We start from the raw sequence: 21,553 nt of genomic DNA, 5'->3' as shown, positions 1-21,553 counted from the left end.
CAGACTTTAGCCCTGCTGGCGCAAATCAATGTCCACGATAGCAGAGAACATTTCAACGCTCGCAGAGCGAATTCGTCACGCCGCTCAGGTGGCCCAACGCGACCCGTCGTCCGTCCGGCTGCTGGCCGTGAGCAAGACCAAGCCCGCCAGCGATCTGCGCGAAGCGTATGACGCCGGGCTGCGCGACTTTGGCGAGAATTACCTGCAAGAAGCTCTCGGCAAACAGACCGAATTGAGCGACCTGCCCTTGATCTGGCATTTCATCGGCCCCATCCAGTCAAACAAGACTCGCGCCATCGCCGAGCATTTTGACTGGGTACATTCCGTGGATCGCTTGAAAATCGCACAACGCCTGTCCGAACAACGCCCCACCGAACTGCCTCCGCTCAACCTCTGCATTCAGGTCAACGTCAGTGGCGAGGCGAGCAAATCCGGCTGCACCCCTGAAGATCTGCCTGCGCTGGCACACGCCATCAGCGCCCTGCCCAATCTGAGATTGCGCGGCTTGATGGCAATTCCCGAACCGACCGAAAACAGCGACGAACAGAACGCCGCGTTCGCGACCGTGCGCAACCTGCAAGACCAACTGAACCTGCCGCTGGACACTCTTTCAATGGGCATGAGCCACGACCTGGAAGCCGCCATTGCACAAGGCGCGACCTGGGTGCGGATCGGCACTGCCCTCTTTGGCGCCCGCAATTATGGGCAGCCTTAACTCTTGCCTCACAGGAAGCCGTTCATGAGCACAACCCGTATCGCGTTTATCGGCGCCGGAAACATGGCCGCCAGCTTGATTGGCGGCATGCGCGCGCAGGGCGTCGCAGCTGATTTGATCCGTGCCAGCGACCCCGGCCAGGAAACCCGTGAGCGCGTGGCCAAAGAGCACGGCATCACCGTTGTGGCCGATAACGCCGAAGCCATCGAAGGCGCCGACGTGGTGCTGCTGGCGGTGAAGCCGCAGATGATGAAAGCCGTCTGCGAAGCGATCAAACCGGCCCTGAAGCCGAACCAATTGATCGTCTCGATTGCCGCCGGTATCACCTGCGCCAGCATGAAGGCCTGGCTGGGCGATCAGCCGCTGGTGCGCTGCATGCCCAACACCCCGGCGCTGCTGCGTCAGGGCGTGAGCGGGCTGTACGCCACAGATGACGTGACCCAGACCCAGCGTCAGCAGGCCGAAACCCTGCTGTCCGCCGTCGGCATCGCGCTGTGGGTGGACACCGAAGCCCAAATCGATGCTGTGACCGCCGTATCGGGCAGCGGCCCGGCGTATTTCTTCCTGCTGATCGAAGCGATGACCGCCGCAGGCGTGAAGCTGGGCTTGTCTCCGGACGTTGCCAAGCAGCTGAGCCAGGAAACCGCGCTCGGCGCCGCCCGCATGGCCACCACCAGCGATGTCGATGCGGCTGAGCTGCGTCGTCGCGTCACTTCGCCTGCGGGCACCACGGAAGCCGCGATCAAATCGTTCCAGGCCGATGGCTTTGAAGCGATTGTCGAGAAAGCGCTGGGCGCCGCCGCGCATCGCTCGGCCGAGCTTGCCGAACTGCTGGGCAAATAAAGGAGCAATTCATGAATGCACTCACTGGCGCCACGATTTTCGTCATCCAGACGCTGATCAGCCTGTACCTGACCATCGTCCTGCTGCGCTTCGTGCTGCAACTGGTCAAAGCCAACTTCTACAACCCGCTCTGCCAGTTCGCCGTGCGCGCGACCCAGCCGTTGCTCAAGCCCATCCGCCGCATCGTGCCAAGCGTGCTGGGGCTGGACACCTCGTCCCTGCTGCTGGCCATTGTGATTCAGGCGCTGCTGATGGCGTTCGTGCTGATGATGACCTACGGCACCATCGGCGACGTGCCGCATCTGCTGATGTGGTCGATCATCGGCATCACCTCGCTGCTGCTGAAAATCTTCTGGGTGGCGATGATCATCATGGTGATCGTGTCCTGGATCGCGCCGGGCACCCATAACCCGGCTGCCGAACTGGCCTACCAGATCAGCGAACCGATCCTGGCGCCGTTCCGCCGCATCATCCCGAACCTGGGCGGCCTCGACATCTCACCGATCTTCGCCTTCCTGGCGATCCAGGTGCTTCAGTCGTATGTCATGCCTGAGCTGGCAGCCTACGCCGGTATGCCGCAGGAGTTGTGGCGGTTGATCTAAACCCGCCACCCTCCTGTAGGAGTGAGCTTGCTCGCGATGGCGGTATGTCAGAACCGTAGATGGCGTCTGATACACCGCAATCGCGAGTAAGCTCACTCCTACAGGTACTCATCTACCAGCCGCCCCGTTGTTTGCTTGCCGCTACCCCCCGCGATCTTTAGACTTACGCCTCATTTCAGTGAGAGCAGGGTCGATGTCCACGGTCTTTCCCGAAGATTCTGTCGGTCTAGTCACGCCGCAGACGGCGCATTTCAGCGAGCCACTGGCTCTGGCCTGCGGGCGTTCGCTGGCCGATTACGACCTCATCTACGAAACCTACGGTCAACTCAACGCTGCCAAGAGCAACGCGGTGCTGATCTGTCACGCCCTGTCCGGCCATCATCACGCTGCGGGTTATCACAGCGAAGATGAGCGCAAGCCCGGCTGGTGGGACAGCTGTATCGGCCCCGGCAAGCCTATCGACACGGACAAATTCTTCGTCGTCAGCCTGAACAACCTCGGCGGCTGCAATGGCTCCACTGGCCCGAGCAGCATCAACCCGGAAACCGGCAAGCCTTTCGGCGCCAACTTCCCGGTGCTGACGGTCGAGGACTGGGTCCACAGTCAGGCCCGTCTGGCCGACACCCTCGGCATCATGCAATGGGCGGCCATCGTTGGCGGCAGTCTGGGCGGCATGCAGGCGTTGCAATGGACCATCACGTACCCGGATCGCGTGCGTCATTGCCTGGCCATCGCCTCGGCGCCCAAGTTGTCAGCGCAAAACATCGCCTTCAACGAAGTGGCGCGACAAGCGATCCTCACTGACCCGGAATTCCACGGCGGCTCGTTCCAGGAAATGGGCGTGATCCCCAAGCGCGGCCTGATGCTGGCGCGCATGGTGGGGCACATCACGTACCTGTCCGACGACTCCATGGGCGAGAAATTCGGCCGTGGCCTGAAGAACGAAAACCTCAATTACGACTTCCACAGCGTCGAGTTTCAGGTCGAAAGTTACCTGCGTTATCAGGGCGAAGAGTTCTCTGGCCGTTTCGACGCCAACACCTACCTGCTGATGACCAAGGCGCTGGACTACTTCGATCCAGCGGCTAACTTCGACGATAACCTGGCGGCGACCTTCGCCAGTGCCACGTCGAAGTTCTGCGTGATGTCGTTCACCACCGACTGGCGCTTTTCCCCGGCCCGCTCTCGCGAGCTGGTGGATGCGCTGATGGCGGCGAAAAAGGACGTCTGCTACCTGGAAATCGACGCACCGCAGGGCCACGACGCCTTCCTGATGCCGATCCCGCGCTACCTGCAGGCCTTCTCCAGCTACATGAACCGAATTGCACTCTGAGGACACCATGAGAGCCGACCTGGAAATCATCCAAGACTGGATACCGGCAGGCAGCCGCGTGCTCGACCTCGGCTGTGGCGACGGCGAATTGCTGGCCTGGCTGAAGGACAACAAGCAAGTGACCGGCTACGGCCTGGAAAACGACGCCGAGAACATCGCGCGTTGCGTGGCCCGTGGCGTCAACGTCATCGAGCAGGACCTGGACAAGGGGCTGGGCAACTTTGCCAGCAACAGTTTCGACATTGTGGTCATGACGCAGGCGCTGCAAGCCGTGCACTACCCCGACCGCATCCTCGACGAAATGCTGCGCGTCGGTCGCCAGTGCATCATCACCTTCCCGAACTTCGGTCACTGGCGCTGCCGCTGGTACCTGGCAAGCAAGGGCCGGATGCCGGTTTCCGAGTTCCTGCCGTACACGTGGTACAACACGCCGAACATTCACTTCTGCACCTTCGAAGACTTCGAAGAGTTGTGCCGGGGCCGCTCGGCGAAGGTCATTGATCGGCTGGCTGTCGATCAACAGCATCGTCACGGTTGGGCGAGCAAGCTTTGGCCTAATCTGTTGGGTGAGATCGGCATCTATCGGGTCAGCAGCCCCGGCTTGCAGGACCACCAGATCGCCGTGTGATCCCTATTCACAGGAGAACGATCATGGCTCGTCTGATTGCACTGCTGGGCATGCTGATGACGCTGGCGACGCCGCTGATGGCCGCCAACAGCGCCAGCCCGAACCGACAGGAACAGTTCGGCGACCTGATCATTCACTACAACGCCTTCGCCTCCGGCCTGTTGCAACCGACCATCGCGCAGGAAGCCGGGCTGATTCGCAGCAAAGGCCAAGGCGTGATCAACATTACGGCGGTCAAGAACGGCAAGACCGTTCCGGCCACTGTGAGCGGCACGATCCAGGACCTCACGGGCCGCGAAAAGCCGCTGACCTTCAAGCCCTTCAACGAAAACAGCGCGGTGAATTATCTCGCGCAATTTGCGGTTGAGCCCGACAGCTCGGCGACCTATGTCTTCACCATCAACGTGAAGACCGGGGACGACGACACGCACACGCTCAGCTTCAACCAACAGATTTTCTCGGACGAATGATGACGTTTTCCCAACTCGTACTCGCCAGCCACAACGCCGGCAAACTTAAAGAACTCCAAGCCATGCTCGGCGGCAGCGTGCAGCTGCGCTCGATTGGCGAGTTCAGCAGCGTCGAGCCAGAAGAAACCGGCTTGTCGTTCGTCGAGAACGCGATCCTCAAGGCCCGCAATGCCGCGCGCATTTCCGGCCTGCCCGCGCTGGCCGACGATTCAGGGCTGGCGGTGGACTTCCTCGGCGGAGCGCCGGGCATTTATTCAGCGCGTTACGCCGATGGCAAAGGCGACGCGGCGAACAACGCCAAGCTGCTCGACGCCTTGAAAGACGTGCCGGAAGAGCAGCGTGGCGCGCAGTTCGTGTGCGTGTTGGCGCTGGTCCGTCACGCCGACGATCCGCTGCCTATCCTCTGTGAAGGGCTGTGGCATGGCCGCATTTTGACCGCCGCCAGTGGCGAGCATGGGTTTGGCTATGACCCGCTGTTCTGGGTGCCTGAGCGCGGCCTGTCCAGCGCCGAGCTGACGCCCGCCGACAAGAACCAGATCAGCCACCGCGCCCGCGCCATGGCCATTCTGCGTCAGCGCCTGCTCCTGGATGTGACGGGGAAATGACCCAAGATTCAGCCACCCGGCCGCTGATCCTTGGCGCGGCCGGTTTCAGCTCCGAACAGCCTCGAAGCCCCTTGCCCGTGCTGCCTCCGCTGTCGCTGTACATCCATATCCCGTGGTGCGTGCGCAAATGCCCGTACTGCGACTTCAATTCCCACACCGCCAGCCCTGTTCTGCCCGAGCAGGAATACGTCGACGCGCTGTTGGCTGACCTGGATCAGGACCTGCCCCACGTCTACGGACGCGAGCTGAGTTCGATCTTCTTTGGCGGCGGTACGCCCAGCCTGTTCAGCGCCGACGCATTGGGGCGATTACTGAAAGGCGTCGAGCAACGCATCCGTTTCGCACCAGACATTGAAATCACGCTGGAAGCCAACCCCGGTACGTTCGAGCAGGTCAAGTTCAGCGCCTATCGCGGCCTGGGGATCAATCGCCTGTCCATTGGTATTCAGAGTTTTCAAGAAGCCAAACTCAAGGCGCTTGGCCGCATCCACAACGGCGACGAAGCTGTGCGGGCGGCGGACATGGCGCGTCAGGCCGGTTTTGATAACTTCAACCTGGACCTGATGCACGGCTTGCCCGATCAGTCGCAGGACGACGCGCTGGGCGATTTGCGCCAGGCCATCGCCCTCGCCCCGACGCATCTGTCGTGGTATCAGCTGACGCTGGAACCGAACACCGTGTTCTGGAATCAGCCGCCAACGCTCCCAGAGGACGACATCCTCTGGGACATTCAGGAGGCGGGGCAGACGCTGCTCAGGGAAAACGGCTACGCGCAGTACGAAGTGTCGGCCTATGCGCAACCAGGCCGTCCTGCGCGGCATAACCTGAATTACTGGAGCTTTGGCGATTTCATCGGCATTGGCGCGGGCGCTCACGGCAAACTCAGTCACCCCGATGGTCGCATCCTGCGCACGTGGAAGACCCGCTTGCCCAAGGATTACCTTAATCCGGCCAAGCCGTTTCAGGCGGGGGAAAAGCTGCTGCCACTGGACGAAATGCCGTTCGAATTCCTGATGAACGCACTGCGCCTGACAAATGGTGTGGACGCTGCATTATTTCAGTGTCGCACGGGTCTAAGCGTCGATTCGCTCGCCAGCGCGCGTCAGCAGGCCGAACAACGGGGCTTGCTGGAAACCGATCCAACGCGTCTGGCGGCCACTGCCCGAGGTCAACTGTTCCTCAATGACCTGCTGCAGTACTTTCTTCTTTAAGGCTTAACGCAAAGGAAACTGAATGGACCTCGTACTCGACCTGCTGGCCACTGTCTCACGCTGGAGCCGCAGCAACCTGTCGGAAATCGCACTGGCGTTGGTAGGCTGCCTGCTGATCCTGTTCGGCGCAGACATCAAAGGCTGGATTGAAGGTCGCCTGAGCAGCTTTGCCGGTGCCTTGCGCGTACCGGTCATGGCCCTCCTGTGCACCATCGGCAGCGGCGCCGCGCTGATTTACGCCACACCTTGGGTCGTGCGCGGGCTGAGCCAGTTCAACAACTACAGCCTGGCGCCCGTGCTGTTGGTGGTGCTGGTGTTGATCGGGGTGGTTGCGGACAGGAAGTGATCCTGAACCCCGGCGCTAAACGGACTGTGGGAGCGAATTCATTCGCTCCCACAGGTTCATGCCAACCTCTGAATCCGCGTCCGACCCTATTGGGTGGGACGCGGTTGAATCAGGCCAGCTTCTCGAACTTCAAATCCCACACCCCGTGCCCCAAACGCTCACCACGGCGTTCGAACTTGGTGATCGGGCGCTCCGCAGGGCGTGGGACGCATTTGCCGTCTTCGGCCAGATTGCGATAACCCGGCGCGACGTTCATCACTTCCAGCATGTACTCGGCATACGGTTCCCAGTCGGTGGCCATGTGCAGAACGCCGCCCGGCTTGAGCTTGGTGCGCACCAGTTCAGCGAATTCGGCTTGTACGATGCGGCGTTTGTGATGACGCGCCTTGTGCCACGGGTCCGGAAAGAACAGCATCAGGCGGTCGAGACTGTTGTCGGCCACGCAACGGTTGAGCACTTCGATGGCATCGCAATCGTAGACCCGCACGTTGGTCAGGCCTTGCGTCAGCACGCCATTGAGCAACGCGCCAACACCTGGGCGATGCACTTCAACGCCGATGAAATCCTGCTCCGGCGCGGCTGCGGCCATTTCCAGCAACGAGTGGCCCATGCCGAAACCGATTTCCAGGGTGCGCGGCGCCGAGCGACCGAACACCTTGTCGAAATCAACCGGCGCATCCGCCAGCGGCAGCACGAACAGCGGCTTGCCCTGGTCCAGACCGCGTTGCTGGCCTTCGGTCATGCGACCGGCGCGCATCACGAAGCTCTTGATGCGCCGATGGTGGCTGTCATCGCCTTGGGCTTTACCGTCTTCGTCGTTCATCACTTCGTCGTCCGGAAGTGGGTCAGGCGTTTGCGAATCAATCATCAACAGGCTCTTACTTGATCAGACCATCCAGCGGCGAGGACGCGCTGGCATAGAGTTTCTTCTGCATACGGCCAGCCAGGTAAGCCATGCGGCCTGCCAGGATGGCGTGTTTCATGGCTTCGGCCATGAGGATCGGTTGTTGCGCGTGGGCGATGGCCGAGTTCATCAGCACCGCTTCGCAGCCCAGCTCCATGGCGATGGTGGCGTCGGAGGCTGTGCCGACACCGGCATCGACCAGCACCGGGACGTTCGATTCTTCGAGGATGATCTGCAGGTTGTAGGGGTTGCAGATGCCAAGCCCGCTGCCAATGAGACCGGCCAGCGGCATGATCGCGCAGCAGCCGATTTCGGCCAATTGACGCGCGATGATCGGGTCGTCGCTGGTGTACACCATCACGTCAAAGCCTTCCTTGACCAGCGTTTCGGCGGCTTTGAGGGTTTCGATCACGTTGGGGAACAGGGTCTTCTGGTCAGCCAGGACTTCCAGCTTGACCAGGTTGTGGCCGTCGAGCAGTTCACGGGCCAGGCGGCAGGTGCGCACGGCTTCGATGGCGTCGTAGCAGCCAGCCGTGTTTGGCAAGAAGGTGTAGCGATCCGGTGACAGCACTTGGAGCAGGTTCGGTTCGCCTTCGGTCTGGCCGAGGTTGGTGCGGCGCACAGCGAAGGTGACGATTTCGGCGCCGGAGGCTTCGATGGCCAGACGGGTTTCTTCCATATCCTTGTACTTGCCCGTGCCGACCAACAGGCGCGACTGGAAAGTACGACCGGCCACTGTAAACGGCTTGTCGCTACGAACATTGCTCATCGGAAATCCTCTTTACGGTTGAGGTTCTTGCAGTTCTTCTGGATCGGGCCGGCTGCAGCGCTGCGAATCAGCCGCCGCCGATGGCGTGGACCACTTCGACCTGATCGCCTTCGTTCAGCGCCGTGGCAGCGTGCTGGCTGCGTGGGACGATATCCAGATTCAGCTCCACCGCGATTCGACGCCCCGTCAGTTCCAGACGGTTCAGCAACGCCGCGACGGTCTCGCCATCGGGCAGTTCGTAGGATTCACCGTTCAACTGAATGCGCATGCGAAAGGCAGCCATCATTTTTAGGGGCGAGCATTCTAGCCCGATCAGCCGATGGGACCAAGGCAAAGCAGTGCCATTCGTCTCACATCGGACTGCCGGGTCAGGTTCTCTTTAGAGCGTATCGAGCCCCAGACGCCAGGCGAGCCAGCCCAGAATGAACCAGCCGATGAGGAAGCACAGCCCGCCAATCGGCGTGATGATGCCCAATTTGCTGATGCCGGTGAGGGTCAGCAGGTAAAGACTGCCCGAGAACAGCAAGATACCCAGCACAAAGGCGATGCCCGCGTAGCTGACCAGCCGCCCCTGAATCTGCGTTGCCAGAATCGCCACACCAAAGATTGCCAGGGTGTGGATCAATTGATACAGCACGCCGGTGTGAAAAATCGCCAGGTACTCAGGCGTCAGGCGGTTTTTCAGGCCATGGGCCGCGAATGCGCCAAGGGCGACGCCGGTGAATCCGAAGAAAGCCGCCAACATCAGAAAGGTTCGTAACATGTGAAACTCCAGGCAAAGTCGTTCAATGACGCGTGGTCTGTATAATGGCCCGCTCAACCGGTTCGGCCAAGCCATCCCTATGCTGCGTTTCCTTCTCCATCGTGTCGCCAAAGGCCTGCTCTGGTTCGCAGCGGCCAGTGTCGTGCTGGTTTTGATCTTTCGCTTCGTGCCTCCGCCGTTCACCGCGTTGATGGTCGAGCGCAAGGTCGAGTCCTGGTTCGACGGCCAACCCATCGATTTGCAACGGGACTGGCAACCGTGGGAGAGAATCTCCGACGACCTGAAAGTTGCCGTCATCGCAGGTGAAGACCAGAAATTCGCCGAGCACTGGGGTTTCGATATCGACGCCATTCAGGCCGCACTGGTTCATAACGAACGTGGCGGCTCGATTCGCGGCGCCAGCACGCTGAGCCAGCAGGTCTCGAAAAACCTCTTCCTGTGGTCCGGCCGCAGTTATCTGCGCAAAGGCCTGGAAGCCTGGTTCACCGGCCTGATCGAGGTGCTCTGGTCCAAGCAACGGATTCTTGAGGTATACGTCAACAGCGTGGAATGGGACGACGGCGTGTTCGGCGCCCAAGCTGCGGCGCAACATCACTTCCACGTCAACGCCAATCAGCTGTCGACCCAGCAAGCGAGCTACCTTGCCGCGGTGCTCCCCAACCCTCGCGAATGGAGCGCCAGCCACCCCAGCAGCTACGTCTCGCGACGGGCCGGCTGGATTCGCCAGCAGATGCGCCAGTTGGGTGGGGATGAGTATCTGGTGGGGATAAACAATCGGCGAGAGTGGTAAACCAAACCTTTTAGAGCCACACGCAAAACCTATAGGAGTGAGCTTGCTCGCGATGGCGTCATACCAGACACCCAGGCAGTGACTGAAAGGCCGCTATCGCGAGCAAGCTCACTCCTACAGGTCATCATCAGGCTCACAAACAAAAACGCCCCGATCATCTCGGGGCGTTTTTCATTTCAGCTGACCGCTTACGCAGCAATCGACAGCTTGAGCTTGTTCATCGCGCTCTTTTCGAGCTGACGGATACGCTCGGCTGAGACGTTGTACTTTTCGGCCAGGTCGTGCAGCGTCGCCTTTTCCTCAGCCAGCCAGCGCTGGTAAAGGATGTCGCGGCTACGGTCGTCCAGCACGTTCAAGGCTTCGTGCAGGTTGGCGGTCGAGCTGTCAGTCCAGTCGGAATCTTCCAGCTGACGCGCCGGATCGTAACGATGGTCTTCCAGGTAGTTGGCCGGAGACTGGAACGCGCTGTCGTCGTCGGCTTCAGCAGCCGGGTCGAACGCCATGTCGTGACCGGTCAAGCGGCTTTCCATCTCGCGCACTTCACGCGGCTCTACACCGAGGCTTTCAGCCACACGGTGCACTTCTTCGTTGTTCAGCCACGCCAGACGTTTCTTCTGGCTGCGCAGGTTGAAGAACAGCTTGCGCTGGGCCTTGGTGGTCGCGACTTTCACGATGCGCCAGTTGCGCAGAATGAACTCGTGAATCTCAGCCTTGATCCAGTGCACGGCGAACGATACCAGACGCACGCCCATTTCTGGGTTAAAACGCTTCACGGCCTTCATCAGACCGACGTTACCTTCCTGGATCAGGTCAGCCTGAGCCAGTCCATAACCGGAATAACTGCGTGCGATATGCACGACAAAACGCAGGTGGGCGAGCACCATCTGCCGAGCCGCCCCTAGATCCTGCTCGTAATAGAGACTCTCGGCCAGTTCACGCTCCTGCTCGGGCGTCAGCAATGGAATGCTGTTGACCGTGTGCACATAGGCTTCCAGGTTTGCACCCGGAACCAAGGCATAAGCAGGTTGCAAAGAATTGGTCATACGAAAAAACCTCCGACACATGACTCGTGCAGTTCAGCACTGCGAAATTGACCGGGAGCCGCTAAACAAGTTCCCTTAGCTGAAAAGTCAATAGATGAAACAAAATTTACGCTTAAAAGATTACCCGAACATTAAAACTCAACGAGGTGCCAGCTCTCTCAAATGGCGTGCAACGGCAATCCACGCACCGATATACCCCAACAGCACCGCCCCAAGCAATAGGGACAGACCATCGGCAACCGGCACACCAGCCAGTGCGAAATTGCTTCCATAAAGACCAGCCAATCGCACCACCGCCTCGTTCAACCAGTCCAGGCCGAACGCCAGCACACCCCAAGACAGAATCCCGGCACCGAAGCCATACAGCGCGCCCATATAAAGGAAGGGCCTGCGCACGTAGGCATCGGTACCGCCCACTAGTTTAATGACTTCGATCTCGGTGCGGCGGTTCTCGATATGAAGACGGATGGTATTGCCTATCACCAATAACAATGCCACCACCAACAGCACTGTCAGGCCGAACACGAAGCGGTCACCCAATTTCAGAATCGCCGCCAGACGTTCGACCCAGACCAGATCCAGCTGCGCCTGCTGCACTTTCGGTAATTCAGCGAGACGCGTACGTAATGCCTCCAGCGCCGGCTTGTCAACTTCCTGTGGAGTCACCAGCACGACGCCGGGCAGCGGGTTTTCAGGCAATTCCTTGAGCGCTTCGCCCAGGCCTGATTGCTGCTGGAACTCGTTCAGCGCCTGATCGCGGGAGATGTACTCTGCTTCGGCGACGCCGGGCATCTCTTTGATCTGAGCGACCAACCCTTCGCCTTCACTCGGCGAAGCATTCAGTTGCAAATAAAGAGAGATCTGCGCCGCGCGCTGCCACGAACCGCCCAGCCGCTCGACGTTGCTCAGCAGCAACGACAAGCCCATCGGCAGGCTCAATGCAACGGCCATCACCAGACAGGTAAAGAAGCTGCCAATTGGTTGCTTGCCCAGACGCCGCAAGCTGTCGGCCAAGCTGGAGCGATGGGCTTCGATCCATGCGTTGAACAGCTGACCAAAGCTTGGACCATCATCATCGTCGTGTTTCTTTTTCTTCTGCGGGCCCGGCTCGGCGGCCTTTGGCGCCACGCGTTCGGAAACCTTGGGGCTGCGAGTGGCACTCATACGCCAGCCTCCCCGTCACCGATCAGTCGGCCGCGTTGCAGGGTCAGCATGCGGTGGCGCATGCGTGCGATCAGGGCCAGGTCGTGACTGGCGATCAGCACGCTGGTGCCCAGGCGGTTGATGTCTTCGAATACGCCCATGATTTCCGCTGCCAGCCGTGGATCGAGGTTACCGGTGGGTTCGTCCGCCAGCAGCAAGGCCGGGCGGTGAACGATGGCGCGTGCAATACCGACGCGCTGCTGCTGACCGGTGGACAAGTCGCCAGGGTACAGCTCGGCCTTGTCAGACAGGGCCACACGCTCCAACGCCGAATCGACGCGTTTGGTCACTTCCGACTTGGAAAGCCCCAGAATCTGGAGCGGCAGGGCGACGTTGTTGAACACCGTGCGGTCGAACAGCAACTGGTGGTTCTGGAACACGACGCCGATTTGCCGCCGCAGGAACGGGATCTGCGCATTGCTGATCTGCCCGAGGTCTTGCCCGGCCAGCAACAGTTTGCCGGTGGTGGGACGTTCCATCGCTAGCAGCAGGCGCAACAGTGTACTTTTACCGGCACCGGAGTGGCCGGTTACAAACAGAAACTCGCCGCGACGCACTCGAAAGCTCAGCTCATGCAAGCCGACGTGTCCGTTCGGATAGCGTTTACCGACCTGTTCGAAACGAATCATGTGCGCTCCCGCTCGGCGAAGAGGGCCTGAACGAACGGTTCGGCCTCGAATGTCCGCAAATCGTCGATGCCTTCACCGACGCCGATGTAACGAATCGGCAGTCCGAACTGCTTGGCCAGCGCGAAGATCACCCCGCCCTTGGCCGTGCCGTCGAGCTTGGTGAGGGCAAGGCCCGTCAGGCTCACCGTCTGATTGAATTGCTTCGCTTGGTTGATGGCGTTCTGGCCAGTACCGGCATCCAGCACCAACAAGACTTCGTGAGGCGCGGCTTCGTCCAGCTTGCCGATCACGCGGCGCACCTTTTTCAGCTCTTCCATCAGGTTGTCTTTGGTGTGCAGACGACCGGCGGTGTCGGCGATCAGCACATCGACACCACGGGCCTTGGCGGCCTGCACGGCGTCGAAGATGACCGAAGCCGAGTCGGCGCCGGTGTGCTGGGCGATGACCGGGATCTTGTTGCGCTCACCCCAGACCTGAAGCTGCTCGACCGCCGCAGCGCGGAAGGTGTCGCCTGCCGCCAGCATGACTTTCTTGCCTTCAAGCTGAAGCTTCTTGGCCAGCTTGCCGATGGTGGTGGTCTTGCCCGCGCCGTTGACGCCAACGACCAGAATCACAAATGGCTTGTGTTCTGCGGTAATGACGAGCGGCGCTTCCACCGGCTTGAGCATTTCCGTCAGTTCACTTTGCAGCGACTTGTACAGCGCGTCGCTGTCGGTCAACTGTTTGCGCGCCACTTTCTGGGTCAGGTTGCGCACGATCAACGACGTGGCTTCAACACCCACGTCGGCGGTCAACAAGCGCGTTTCCAGCTCATCGAGCATGTCATCGTCGATGGCCTTCTTGCCCAGAAACAGGCTGGCCATGCCTTCACCAAGGCTGGCGCTGGTCTTGGACAGACCCTGTTTCAGGCGGGCGAAGAAACCGGGTTGCCTGGCTTCCACGACGGGAGCCGGAGCTTCAGGGACGACTAGCGCTGGCGGGGTCTCGATCACGGGTGCAACCGGCACAGTCGGTACTGGCTCAGGAACAGGCGAAGGCTGAGACAAGGCAGGCAAATCATCGCCAGCGACCGGGTCCGGCAGGGCAACCGGGATCGGCTCGATGGACGGTGGCACTTCAAAAGACGTGGTATCGACCACCGCAGGCTGAGCTGGCGGATGCGGAATGGCGATCTCAGATTGCACGTGCGACGCGGTGTACACCGGAATCTCGGGGGTGACGTGCGGCTCGTGTTCATCCGTCAGCGCCACCGGCTCTTCGGCGACCGGTAGCTTCAGCCAAGGCTCGCCAGCTGGCTGTTCAATGATCGGCGTCGGTGCTTCGAAAGCCGTGGCGACATGTGGCGCAGCAGGCGGGATCGCCGGAGGGGTTTGCGGCTCGGCAGCAGGCGGCGTCGGTTCGGCGACAGGCTCGGGCGCTGCGGCGGTTGAATCCTGTGGCGGCTCGGCAACGGCTTCCTGCGGCTTTTTGCGCAGCCATCCGAACAGGCCTTTTTTCTCGCCAGCCGGGGCTGGGGTCTTCTTGTCGTCGTTGGAACCAAACATGGAGGACGGCTATCTCAAGGTAGCGACGCGCCAGAGCGGCGCCTCTGAAAAATTCTGTATGCGAAACAGACTGCTTTTATGTCCGCTTGTTCATCAGTTGCCCCGGCACGTGGCATCAGTGAATCCGCTTCATAGCGTTCAGCCACTGTCGCCCCAATCAGCCTTAAGGCCATGGCTTATCCGAAAACTCCTACATCTTAGTCGTGGTCGGCAAGCAAACTGGCCGCTATCCTAACACCCCCGCGCCCGCCGACGCTAAGTTCAAGCAGGCCGTCTCGAAGGTTCAAATGACGAATGAATGCTATTGCCCGCCGTGCCGCAGGCCTTCTGCTCGGCACATTGTGTTTGCCCCTTGCTGCTCTCGCCGCCGACCCTCAACCCACTTCCGAATTCACGCTGGATAACGGCCTGAAAGTCGTCGTGCGCGAAGATCATCGCGCGCCGGTGGTGGTGTCGCAGGTCTGGTACAAGGTGGGCTCCAGTTACGAGACGCCCGGCCAGACCGGCCTGTCCCACGCGCTGGAACACATGATGTTCAAGGGCAGCTCCAAGGCGGGTCCGGGTGAGGCTTCGCTGATCCTGCGCGACCTTGGCGCCGAAGAAAACGCCTTCACCAGCGACGATTACACCGCGTACTACCAGGTGCTGGCTCGCGACCGCCTGAGCGTTGCCTTCGAGCTGGAAGCCGATCGCATGGCCAGCCTGCGCCTGCCGCCTGAAGAATTCGCTCGCGAGATTGAAGTCATCAAGGAAGAGCGCCGCCTGCGCACCGATGACAAGCCGAACGCCAAGGCTTACGAACGCTTCAAGGCCATGGCCTACCCGGCCAGTGGCTACCACACGCCGACCATCGGCTGGATGGCGGACCTCGACCGCATGAAGGTCGAAGAGCTGCGCCACTGGTACGAATCCTGGTACGTGCCGAATAACGCCACGCTGGTCGTCGTGGGCGACGTGAAACCCGACGAAGTGAAGGCGCTGGCCGAACGCTTCTTCGGGCCAATTCCACGGCGTGATGTGCCGCCATCGAAAAAGCCGCTGGAGCTGCCTGAGCCGGGCCTGCGCCAGATCACCGTGCATGTGGCGACCCAGATGCCGAGCCTGATGTACGGCTTCAACGTGCCGAGCCTGTCTACCGCGACCGATCCACAGTCAGTCAATGCCCTTCGTCTGATCTCGGCGCTGCTGGACGGCGGCTACAGCGCGCGCATCCCGACGCGTCTGGAGCGCGGTGAAGAACTCGTGACCGGCGCCTCCTCCGATTACGACGCCTACACCCGTGGTGACAGCCTGTTCACCATCAGCGCCACGCCCAACATGCAGAAGAAGAAAACCCTCGCCGACACCGAAGCCGGTATCTGGCGTCTACTGGACGAGCTGAAAAACAAGCCGCCGACCAAAGAAGAGCTTGAGCGGGTTCGGGCGCAGGTCATCGCCGGTCTGGTGTATGAGCGTGATTCGATCACCAGTCAGGCCAGCACCATCGGCGAGCTGGAAACTGTGGGGCTGTCCTGGCGCCTGATCGACGGCGAACTGGCGGCGCTGCAAAGCGTCACTCCGGAAGACATCCAGAAAGCCGCTCGCACCTATTTCACCCGCGAACGCCTCGCCGTCGCGCACGTTCTGCCTGAGGAGAAAGCCAAATGACCCCGCGCAACGAAACACGCCTGGGGCGAACGCGGGCCCCTTCGATGCTGCTGGCAGCGACCCTCGCGCTGTTTAGCGCTGCACCGGTCATGGCCGACACGGCCGCCGAAGCGCCCAAGGCCATCGATAAAGCTGCCAACACCCTCGAATCCCTGAAGGAGCTCGACGGCAAGGCCCCGGCCCGTCGCTCATTGAACATTCAGTCGTGGAACACCGCCGAAGGCGCCCGCGTGCTGTTCGTCGAAGCTCATGAGCTGCCGATGTTCGACATGCGCTTGCTGTTCGCAGCTGGCAGCAGTCAGGACGGCGCCACCCCGGGGATCGCGCTGGTCACCAACGCCATGCTCAATGAAGGCGTGAAAGGCAAGAATGTCAGCGCCATCGCCGAAGGTTTCGAAGGGCTGGGCGCCGACTTCGGCAACGGCTCCTACCGCGACATGGCGCTGGTTTCGCTGCGCAGCCTGAGCGCGCCCGAGAAACGCGAACCGGCACTCAAGCTATTCTCGGAAGTGGTGGGCAAGCCCACGTTCCCTAGTGACTCGCTGGCCCGGATCAAAAACCAGCTTCTCGCCAGCTTTGAATATCAAAAGCAAAACCCCGGCAAACTGGCGGGCGATGAGCTGTTCACGCGTCTGTACGGGAATCACCCCTACGGGCATCCAAGCATGGGCACTGCCAAAAGCATCACGCCAATCACGCTCGCGCAGCTGAAAGCCTTTCACGCCAGGGCCTACGCGGCGGGGAACGCGGTGATTGCATTGGTGGGCGATCTTTCTCGCGCAGATGCCGAAGCGGTTGCCGCTCAGGTGTCGGCGTCGCTGCCGAAAGGCCCGGCATTGGCGAAGACCGTTGCGCCGACCGAGCCGAAATCTGGCGAGACTCACATTGAGTTTCCTTCCAAGCAGACTCACCTGATGCTGGCCGAGCTGGGCATCGACCGGGCCGATCCGGATTACGCAGCGCTCTCGCTGGGCAACTCGATCCTCGGCGGCGGCGGCTTTGGCAGTCGCTTGATGACCGAAGTTCGGGAAAAGCGTGGCCTGACGTACGGTATTTCGTCGGGCTTCACCCCGATGCAGGCCCAAGGCCCGTTCATCATCGGCCTGCAAACCCGTGCCGAACTCAGCGAAAACACCTTGAAGCTGGTCAAGGACGTCACCCGTGACTTCCTCGCGAACGGCCCCACCCAGAAAGAGCTCGACGACGCCAAGCGCGAACTCGCGGGCAGCTTCCCGCTGTCCACGGCGAGCAACTCGGCAATCGTTGGCCAATTGGGGGCAATCGGCTTCTATAATCTGCCCCTGAGCTACATCGAAGACTTCATGACGCAGTCTCAGAGCGTCACCGTCGAGCAGATCAAAACGGTGATGAACAAGCATCTGGACGTGGACAAGCTGGTCATCGTGACGGCTGGTCCTACTGTCCCGCAGAAACCTCTGCCGCCCCCTACTGATCGACCTGCCGAGCAACCCCTCGGCGTTCCGGAGCACTAATGACCTCGACTTCCAAGCCGCCGCGCATACACAAAGGGCACAAAGTCCATACGGGCCTCGGCCAACTGCGGATCATCGGCGGCGAATGGCGCAGTCGGCGTCTGAGCTTTCCTGATGCCCCTGGCCTGCGCCCGACGCCGGACCGGGTGCGCGAGACCCTGTTCAACTGGTTGGCGCCTTACATCGAAGGCGCCCGCGTGCTCGACCCGTTCGCGGGCAGCGGCGCGCTGTATCTGGAAGCACTGTCCCGTGGCGCGAGTCTGGGCCTGGCGCTGGACACCAACTCCGCCGCCATTTCCAACCTGCGCGAGCATCTCGGCACTTTGCGCTGCACAGTGGGCCGGACATCGACCGGCGACGCCCTGCGTTATCTGGAGACCCAGCCCGCCGAGCAGTTCGACGTGATCTTCCTCGATCCGCCGTTCCACCAAAACCTGCTGGCACCGGCCTGCACGCTGCTCGAAGAACGTCAGTGGCTGGCGGACAACGCGTGGATCTACACCGAAAGCGAAACTGCGCCCTCCACCTTGGCCATGCCGGGCAACTGGCGACTGCACCGCGAGAAAAAGGCCGGGCAGGTGTATTACGCGCTGTGGGAACGAAGTGCCGTCGCCAGCTGACAGCCGGGCCTTCGTTCCGGCAACCGGCCTCGGCAACCCCCACCTGCAAACGTTGTGGGGGCCGCTGTGGCGCAAGACCGTTCATCTCGACCGTCGTCGCGAGCGCATCTGGCTGGAAGACGGCGACTTCCTCGACCTCGACTGGCATGGGCCTCATGACGCCCAAGTGCCGGTCGTCATTGTGCTGCATGGCCTGACCGGGTCTTCCAATTCGCCTTACGTTGCAGGTTTGCAGCGGGCGATGGAAAAGCGCGGCTGGTCCAGCGTTGCGGTGAACTGGCGTGGCTGTTCAGGAGAGCCCAATCTGTTGCCTCGCAGCTACCACTCCGGCGCCACGGAAGACCTCGCCGCCGTGATCGATCACTTGCGAGCCGCCCGCCCCTTGGCGCCGCTCTATGCCGTCGGTTATTCGCTGGGCGGTAATATCTTGCTCAAATACCTCGGCGAATCCGGCCTCCAAAGCCAGTTACAAGGGGCTGCGGCGGTGTCGGTGCCGTTTCGGCTGGACGAGTGCGCGGACCGTATCGGGCTGGGTTTTTCCAAGGTGTATCAGCGCCACTTCATGCGCGAGATGGTCGGTTACATCCGGGACAAGCAACGCCGTTTTCAACACGAAGGGTTGAGCGACGGGCTCGCGGTCCTCGCAGCACTGGGTTCGCTGGACAACCTGCGCACGTTCTGGGATTTCGACGGGAAGGTCACCGCGCCGCTCAACGGTTTCCTCGACGCCTACGACTATTACCGGAAAGCGTCGAGCCGCTATTACCTCGGCGCGATTCGCACACCGACGCTGCTGGTGCAGGCATTGGACGATCCGTTCGTGTTTCGCCACAGCCTGCCCGAGCCTGGCGAGTTGTCTGACAGCACCCGATTCGACTTTCAGGCTCAGGGTGGCCATGTCGGGTTCGTTGGCGGAACGATCAGAACACCGACCTATTACCTGGAACAGCGGATTCCGGAGTGGTTGGTGGAGGTGCATGGGGCGTAAGACTGAGACCTATGCGTTGACTGAAAAACCCTCGTCGCTGCCGTCGTTCCTCCGGCGTCTCCCACAGGATGTGTGGTAGCCCGAATAAACCATTCGCAAACCGATCCGCGGCCAAACAGCAGTGCGGCATCGTGCAAGATCGTTCAAGACACTCCCACCCCGAACGCCTACCCTGCGGGACATAAGGAGAAGAACCATGTCCCGTAATCAACTGTTCGTTCGCGGTCTTCGCGACAGCGTGCCCATGCTGGTCGGCATTGCACCGTTCGGCATCATCTTTGGAACCCTCGCAGGCGTTGGCGGCTTGTCGCTGTGGCAGGCGGTCGGCATGTCGATGTTTGTCTATGCCGGATCGGCGCAGTTCATCGTTGTCAGCTTGATGGGCGCGGGCGCCAGCGCGGTCGTGATCTTGCTGACCACGTTCATCGTCAACCTTCGCCACGTGCTGTACAGCGCCACGATGCAGCCTCAAGTTCAGGGGTTACCCCAGCGCTGGCGGTTGCTGCTGGCGTTCTGGCTGACCGATGAAACCTTCGCGGTCGTCCAGCGCTTTTACCTCGTTCATGGCCGTACCTCGCTGGCGCATTGGTACTGGCTGGGGGTCACCGTCGCGCTCTATGCGTGCTGGGTCAGCAGTTCACTGGTCGGCGTTTTATTCGGCCAAGCCGTGCCGGACATGGCGAGTTGGGGGCTGGAATTCGCGATGCTGGCGACGTTCATCGGCATCGTCGTCCCGCTTCTGCGCAACCGACCGCAGGTCGCGGCTGCGCTGGCGGCCGGTGCTGTCGCGCTGATGACCTGGTCGTGGCCCTATAAATTGGGGCTGATGGCCGCGGCGTTCAGTGGCATCGCCGTGGGCGTACTTCTCGAACGCCGGCAGTCTTCCGACGCGCAGGACGCCCCGAGCAATGAGGTGCATTCATGAGCTATTGGTGGCTGATTCTCGGCATGACCGCAATCACATTTCTGATGCGCTACAGCCTGTTCGCCTGGCCGAATCTGCGTTTCCCGCCGGTGGTTCGCCAAGGGCTGCACTACGTGCCGACTGCGGTGCTCACTGCGATCGTTGTGCCGGGCATGCTCCTGCCGGACGGCCAGCACTGGCAGGTGTCATGGCACAACGCGTATCTGCTGGCGGGGATCGCCGCCATCGCCATCGCTGCCTTCAGCCGCAACCTGCTGGCAACAATCGGCGGCGGCCTAGCGGTGTTCTTTTTGCTGCGCTGGGCGATGGGACAGATTTGAACGAGGTTATAAGCAAAGAATTAAAAATTCCTTTCAGCTATAACCAGCAGCACTGATTATGCAGTTCTTGAATGATTGGCGGCACGTCTGATGTCGGCGGTTTTCGACGTCTGATTTGTCGCGCAAGCGAATATCACCAAGGACAGCTGCAGTGAGTGATCCGATTTTCCGTCTGACCCACGTCAGCAAAACCTTCAACCGCGACAACACCGCCACCACCGCGCTTGACGATGTCGATCTGACAATCGAGCGCGGCGCGTTTCTCGGCATCGTCGGCACATCGGGCGCTGGCAAAAGCACGCTGCTGCGTCTGCTCAATCTGTTGGAAGCGCCATCGGCGGGCACCGTTGAGTTCGACGGCCAGGACCTGGCATCGCTGGATGCTCGGGGTCAGCGCGAATACCTGTCGAAAGTCTCGACCATTTTTCAGCACTTCAATCTGTTTCACGGCAAGACCGTCCTCGACAACGTCGCGTTTCCGCTCGCCATTCGCGGCGTACCGGCCGCTGAGCGGTATGCGCGCGCGAGGGCGTTGATCGAAAAAGTCGGACTCCAAGATCGCGAAGGGCATTACCCCTCACAGCTGTCAGGTGGGCAGAAACAGCGCGTCGGCATAGCCCGCGCCCTGATCACCAACCCCCAAGTCTTGCTGTGCGATGAGGCCACCAGCGCGCTGGACTCACAAACCACTCAGACCATTCTTGATCTGCTGGGGGAGCTCAAGCGCCTTTACGGATTCACCGTGATCCTGATCACTCACTCATGGGATGTCATTCGCTACGCCTGCGATGCGGCCGTGCTGATCGAACACGGGCGTATCACCGAAGCGGGAACGCTCAAGGACGTGATTCAGCGGGAGCACTCGGTCCTCAAGGACCACCTTCTGCCCCTGAACAAAGATGCCGCCTGGCAAAACGGACCCGACACCCTTGACCTGATTTTCGAGCATCCCGAAACCCAGACCGACTTGCTGTCCACACTCGCGGGGGCGCTGAGTCTCGACTTCTCGATCCTGTCCGGGCGGGTCGACAACCTTGGCAAAACCCCGGTCGCCCGGTTTCAGGTGCGCTTTCGCCCACGCCACCCGCAGACCCACCTCGATGTGGGACAGGTCAAGCAATGGCTGACCGACCAGATGATCACCGTCAACCTCTGATTCCCG

The 21,553-nt window shown here is 60.9% G+C and carries 25 protein-coding genes; 17 read left to right on the top strand and 8 right to left on the bottom strand.

The annotated features are described in order from the left end of the window. Positions 1–28: 28 nt before the first annotated feature. From ACWKWE_RS24725 to ACWKWE_RS24685, 9 genes are all read left to right on the top strand, one after another. Positions 29–715 carry a YggS family pyridoxal phosphate-dependent enzyme gene (locus ACWKWE_RS24725; protein WP_166595755.1) on the top strand — a complete coding sequence of 229 codons (687 nt, stop codon included), beginning with the start codon at positions 29–31 and terminating at the stop codon, positions 713–715. A 24-nt stretch (positions 716–739) separates the two neighbouring features. Further along, a complete protein-coding gene (gene proC, locus ACWKWE_RS24720; RefSeq protein ID WP_483851985.1) occupies positions 740–1,558 on the top strand; it encodes a pyrroline-5-carboxylate reductase in 819 nt (272 codons plus the stop codon). Positions 1,559–1,569: 11 nt separating this feature from the next. After that, on the top strand, positions 1,570–2,160 hold the full coding sequence (locus ACWKWE_RS24715; RefSeq protein WP_341961357.1) for a YggT family protein: 591 nt from the start codon (positions 1,570–1,572) through the stop codon (positions 2,158–2,160). A gap of 193 nt (positions 2,161–2,353) precedes the next feature. Beyond that, a complete protein-coding gene (gene metX / locus ACWKWE_RS24710; RefSeq protein WP_401150347.1) occupies positions 2,354–3,493 on the top strand; it encodes a homoserine O-succinyltransferase MetX in 1,140 nt (379 codons plus the stop codon). A gap of 7 nt (positions 3,494–3,500) precedes the next feature. Continuing rightward, positions 3,501–4,121 (top strand): methionine biosynthesis protein MetW, encoded by a 621-nt coding sequence (metW, locus tag ACWKWE_RS24705; protein WP_166595759.1) that lies wholly within the window; start codon positions 3,501–3,503, stop codon positions 4,119–4,121. Between the two features lie 23 nt (positions 4,122–4,144). Next, on the top strand, positions 4,145–4,591 hold the full coding sequence (locus tag ACWKWE_RS24700; RefSeq protein ID WP_483851984.1) for a DUF4426 domain-containing protein: 447 nt from the start codon (positions 4,145–4,147) through the stop codon (positions 4,589–4,591). Beyond that, on the top strand, positions 4,588–5,196 hold the full coding sequence (gene rdgB, locus ACWKWE_RS24695; RefSeq protein ID WP_166595761.1) for an RdgB/HAM1 family non-canonical purine NTP pyrophosphatase: 609 nt from the start codon (positions 4,588–4,590) through the stop codon (positions 5,194–5,196). Before ACWKWE_RS24700 ends, rdgB begins: the two co-directional genes overlap by 4 nt. Beyond that, entirely contained in the window at positions 5,193–6,407 is a 1,215-nt protein-coding gene (hemW, locus tag ACWKWE_RS24690; protein ID WP_483851983.1) for a radical SAM family heme chaperone HemW, read from the top strand. Before rdgB ends, hemW begins: the two co-directional genes overlap by 4 nt. Before the next feature lie 22 nt (positions 6,408–6,429). Next, positions 6,430–6,753 (top strand): DUF3392 domain-containing protein, encoded by a 324-nt coding sequence (locus ACWKWE_RS24685; RefSeq protein ID WP_062385487.1) that lies wholly within the window; start codon positions 6,430–6,432, stop codon positions 6,751–6,753. A 109-nt stretch (positions 6,754–6,862) separates the two neighbouring features. On the opposite strand, the gene trmB is transcribed toward ACWKWE_RS24685, so the two are convergent. The 4 genes from trmB to ACWKWE_RS24665 all read right to left on the bottom strand — a co-directional run bounded on the left by trmB (position 6,863) and on the right by ACWKWE_RS24665 (position 9,189). Beyond that, the gene (gene trmB, locus ACWKWE_RS24680) at positions 6,863–7,576 is read right to left on the bottom strand and encodes a tRNA (guanosine(46)-N7)-methyltransferase TrmB (protein ID WP_166595892.1); all 714 of its coding nucleotides are present in this window, start codon (positions 7,574–7,576) and stop codon (positions 6,863–6,865) included. Positions 7,577–7,631: 55 nt separating this feature from the next. After that, the gene (locus ACWKWE_RS24675) at positions 7,632–8,426 is read right to left on the bottom strand and encodes a thiazole synthase (protein WP_483851982.1); all 795 of its coding nucleotides are present in this window, start codon (positions 8,424–8,426) and stop codon (positions 7,632–7,634) included. A gap of 67 nt (positions 8,427–8,493) precedes the next feature. Continuing rightward, positions 8,494–8,694 (bottom strand): sulfur carrier protein ThiS, encoded by a 201-nt coding sequence (gene thiS / locus ACWKWE_RS24670; RefSeq protein ID WP_166595764.1) that lies wholly within the window; start codon positions 8,692–8,694, stop codon positions 8,494–8,496. Between the two features lie 111 nt (positions 8,695–8,805). Continuing rightward, positions 8,806–9,189: a DUF423 domain-containing protein gene (locus ACWKWE_RS24665; protein WP_166595765.1), complete on the bottom strand. Its 384-nt coding sequence runs from the start codon at positions 9,187–9,189 to the stop codon at positions 8,806–8,808. 79 nt (positions 9,190–9,268) lie between these two features. Here ACWKWE_RS24665 and mtgA point away from each other — a divergent pair, with 79 nt between their 5' ends. Continuing rightward, entirely contained in the window at positions 9,269–9,979 is a 711-nt protein-coding gene (gene mtgA, locus ACWKWE_RS24660) for a monofunctional biosynthetic peptidoglycan transglycosylase (RefSeq protein WP_483851981.1), read from the top strand. 188 nt (positions 9,980–10,167) lie between these two features. Here mtgA and rpoH read toward each other — a convergent pair whose 3' ends face one another. From rpoH to ftsY, 4 genes are all read right to left on the bottom strand, one after another. Beyond that, positions 10,168–11,022 (bottom strand): RNA polymerase sigma factor RpoH, encoded by an 855-nt coding sequence (rpoH, locus tag ACWKWE_RS24655; protein ID WP_065991120.1) that lies wholly within the window; start codon positions 11,020–11,022, stop codon positions 10,168–10,170. Positions 11,023–11,160: 138 nt separating this feature from the next. Further along, positions 11,161–12,186 carry a permease-like cell division protein FtsX gene (gene ftsX, locus ACWKWE_RS24650; RefSeq protein WP_483851980.1) on the bottom strand — a complete coding sequence of 342 codons (1,026 nt, stop codon included), beginning with the start codon at positions 12,184–12,186 and terminating at the stop codon, positions 11,161–11,163. Then, entirely contained in the window at positions 12,183–12,854 is a 672-nt protein-coding gene (gene ftsE / locus ACWKWE_RS24645; protein ID WP_483851979.1) for a cell division ATP-binding protein FtsE, read from the bottom strand. The genes ftsX and ftsE overlap by 4 nt, the downstream gene beginning before the upstream one ends. Continuing rightward, complete coding sequence (gene ftsY / locus ACWKWE_RS24640; RefSeq protein ID WP_483851978.1) at positions 12,851–14,398, bottom strand: signal recognition particle-docking protein FtsY; 1,548 nt, start codon at positions 14,396–14,398, stop codon at positions 12,851–12,853. Before ftsY ends, ftsE begins: the two co-directional genes overlap by 4 nt. Positions 14,399–14,692: 294 nt before the next feature. Here ftsY and ACWKWE_RS24635 point away from each other — a divergent pair, with 294 nt between their 5' ends. The 7 genes from ACWKWE_RS24635 to ACWKWE_RS24605 all read left to right on the top strand — a co-directional run bounded on the left by ACWKWE_RS24635 (position 14,693) and on the right by ACWKWE_RS24605 (position 21,547). Next, positions 14,693–16,045, top strand: a complete 1,353-nt coding sequence (locus tag ACWKWE_RS24635; protein ID WP_483851977.1) for a M16 family metallopeptidase — start codon at positions 14,693–14,695, stop codon at positions 16,043–16,045. Further along, complete coding sequence (locus ACWKWE_RS24630) at positions 16,042–17,538, top strand: M16 family metallopeptidase (RefSeq protein ID WP_483851976.1); 1,497 nt, start codon at positions 16,042–16,044, stop codon at positions 17,536–17,538. The genes ACWKWE_RS24635 and ACWKWE_RS24630 overlap by 4 nt, the downstream gene beginning before the upstream one ends. Beyond that, on the top strand, positions 17,538–18,158 hold the full coding sequence (rsmD, locus tag ACWKWE_RS24625; protein WP_341961338.1) for a 16S rRNA (guanine(966)-N(2))-methyltransferase RsmD: 621 nt from the start codon (positions 17,538–17,540) through the stop codon (positions 18,156–18,158). Before ACWKWE_RS24630 ends, rsmD begins: the two co-directional genes overlap by 1 nt. Next, positions 18,142–19,146: a hydrolase gene (locus ACWKWE_RS24620; RefSeq protein ID WP_483851975.1), complete on the top strand. Its 1,005-nt coding sequence runs from the start codon at positions 18,142–18,144 to the stop codon at positions 19,144–19,146. Before rsmD ends, ACWKWE_RS24620 begins: the two co-directional genes overlap by 17 nt. Positions 19,147–19,342: 196 nt before the next feature. Next, complete coding sequence (locus ACWKWE_RS24615; RefSeq protein ID WP_483851974.1) at positions 19,343–20,071, top strand: AzlC family ABC transporter permease; 729 nt, start codon at positions 19,343–19,345, stop codon at positions 20,069–20,071. After that, positions 20,068–20,391, top strand: a complete 324-nt coding sequence (locus ACWKWE_RS24610; RefSeq protein WP_166595774.1) for an AzlD domain-containing protein — start codon at positions 20,068–20,070, stop codon at positions 20,389–20,391. The genes ACWKWE_RS24615 and ACWKWE_RS24610 overlap by 4 nt, the downstream gene beginning before the upstream one ends. 151 nt (positions 20,392–20,542) lie before the next feature. Continuing rightward, positions 20,543–21,547 (top strand): methionine ABC transporter ATP-binding protein, encoded by a 1,005-nt coding sequence (locus tag ACWKWE_RS24605; RefSeq protein WP_166595775.1) that lies wholly within the window; start codon positions 20,543–20,545, stop codon positions 21,545–21,547. Positions 21,548–21,553 lie beyond the last annotated feature (6 nt).

The sequence above is a fragment of the Pseudomonas salicis genome (assembly GCF_057128705.1).
This window is presented reverse-complemented; position numbering and strand designations above follow the sequence as displayed.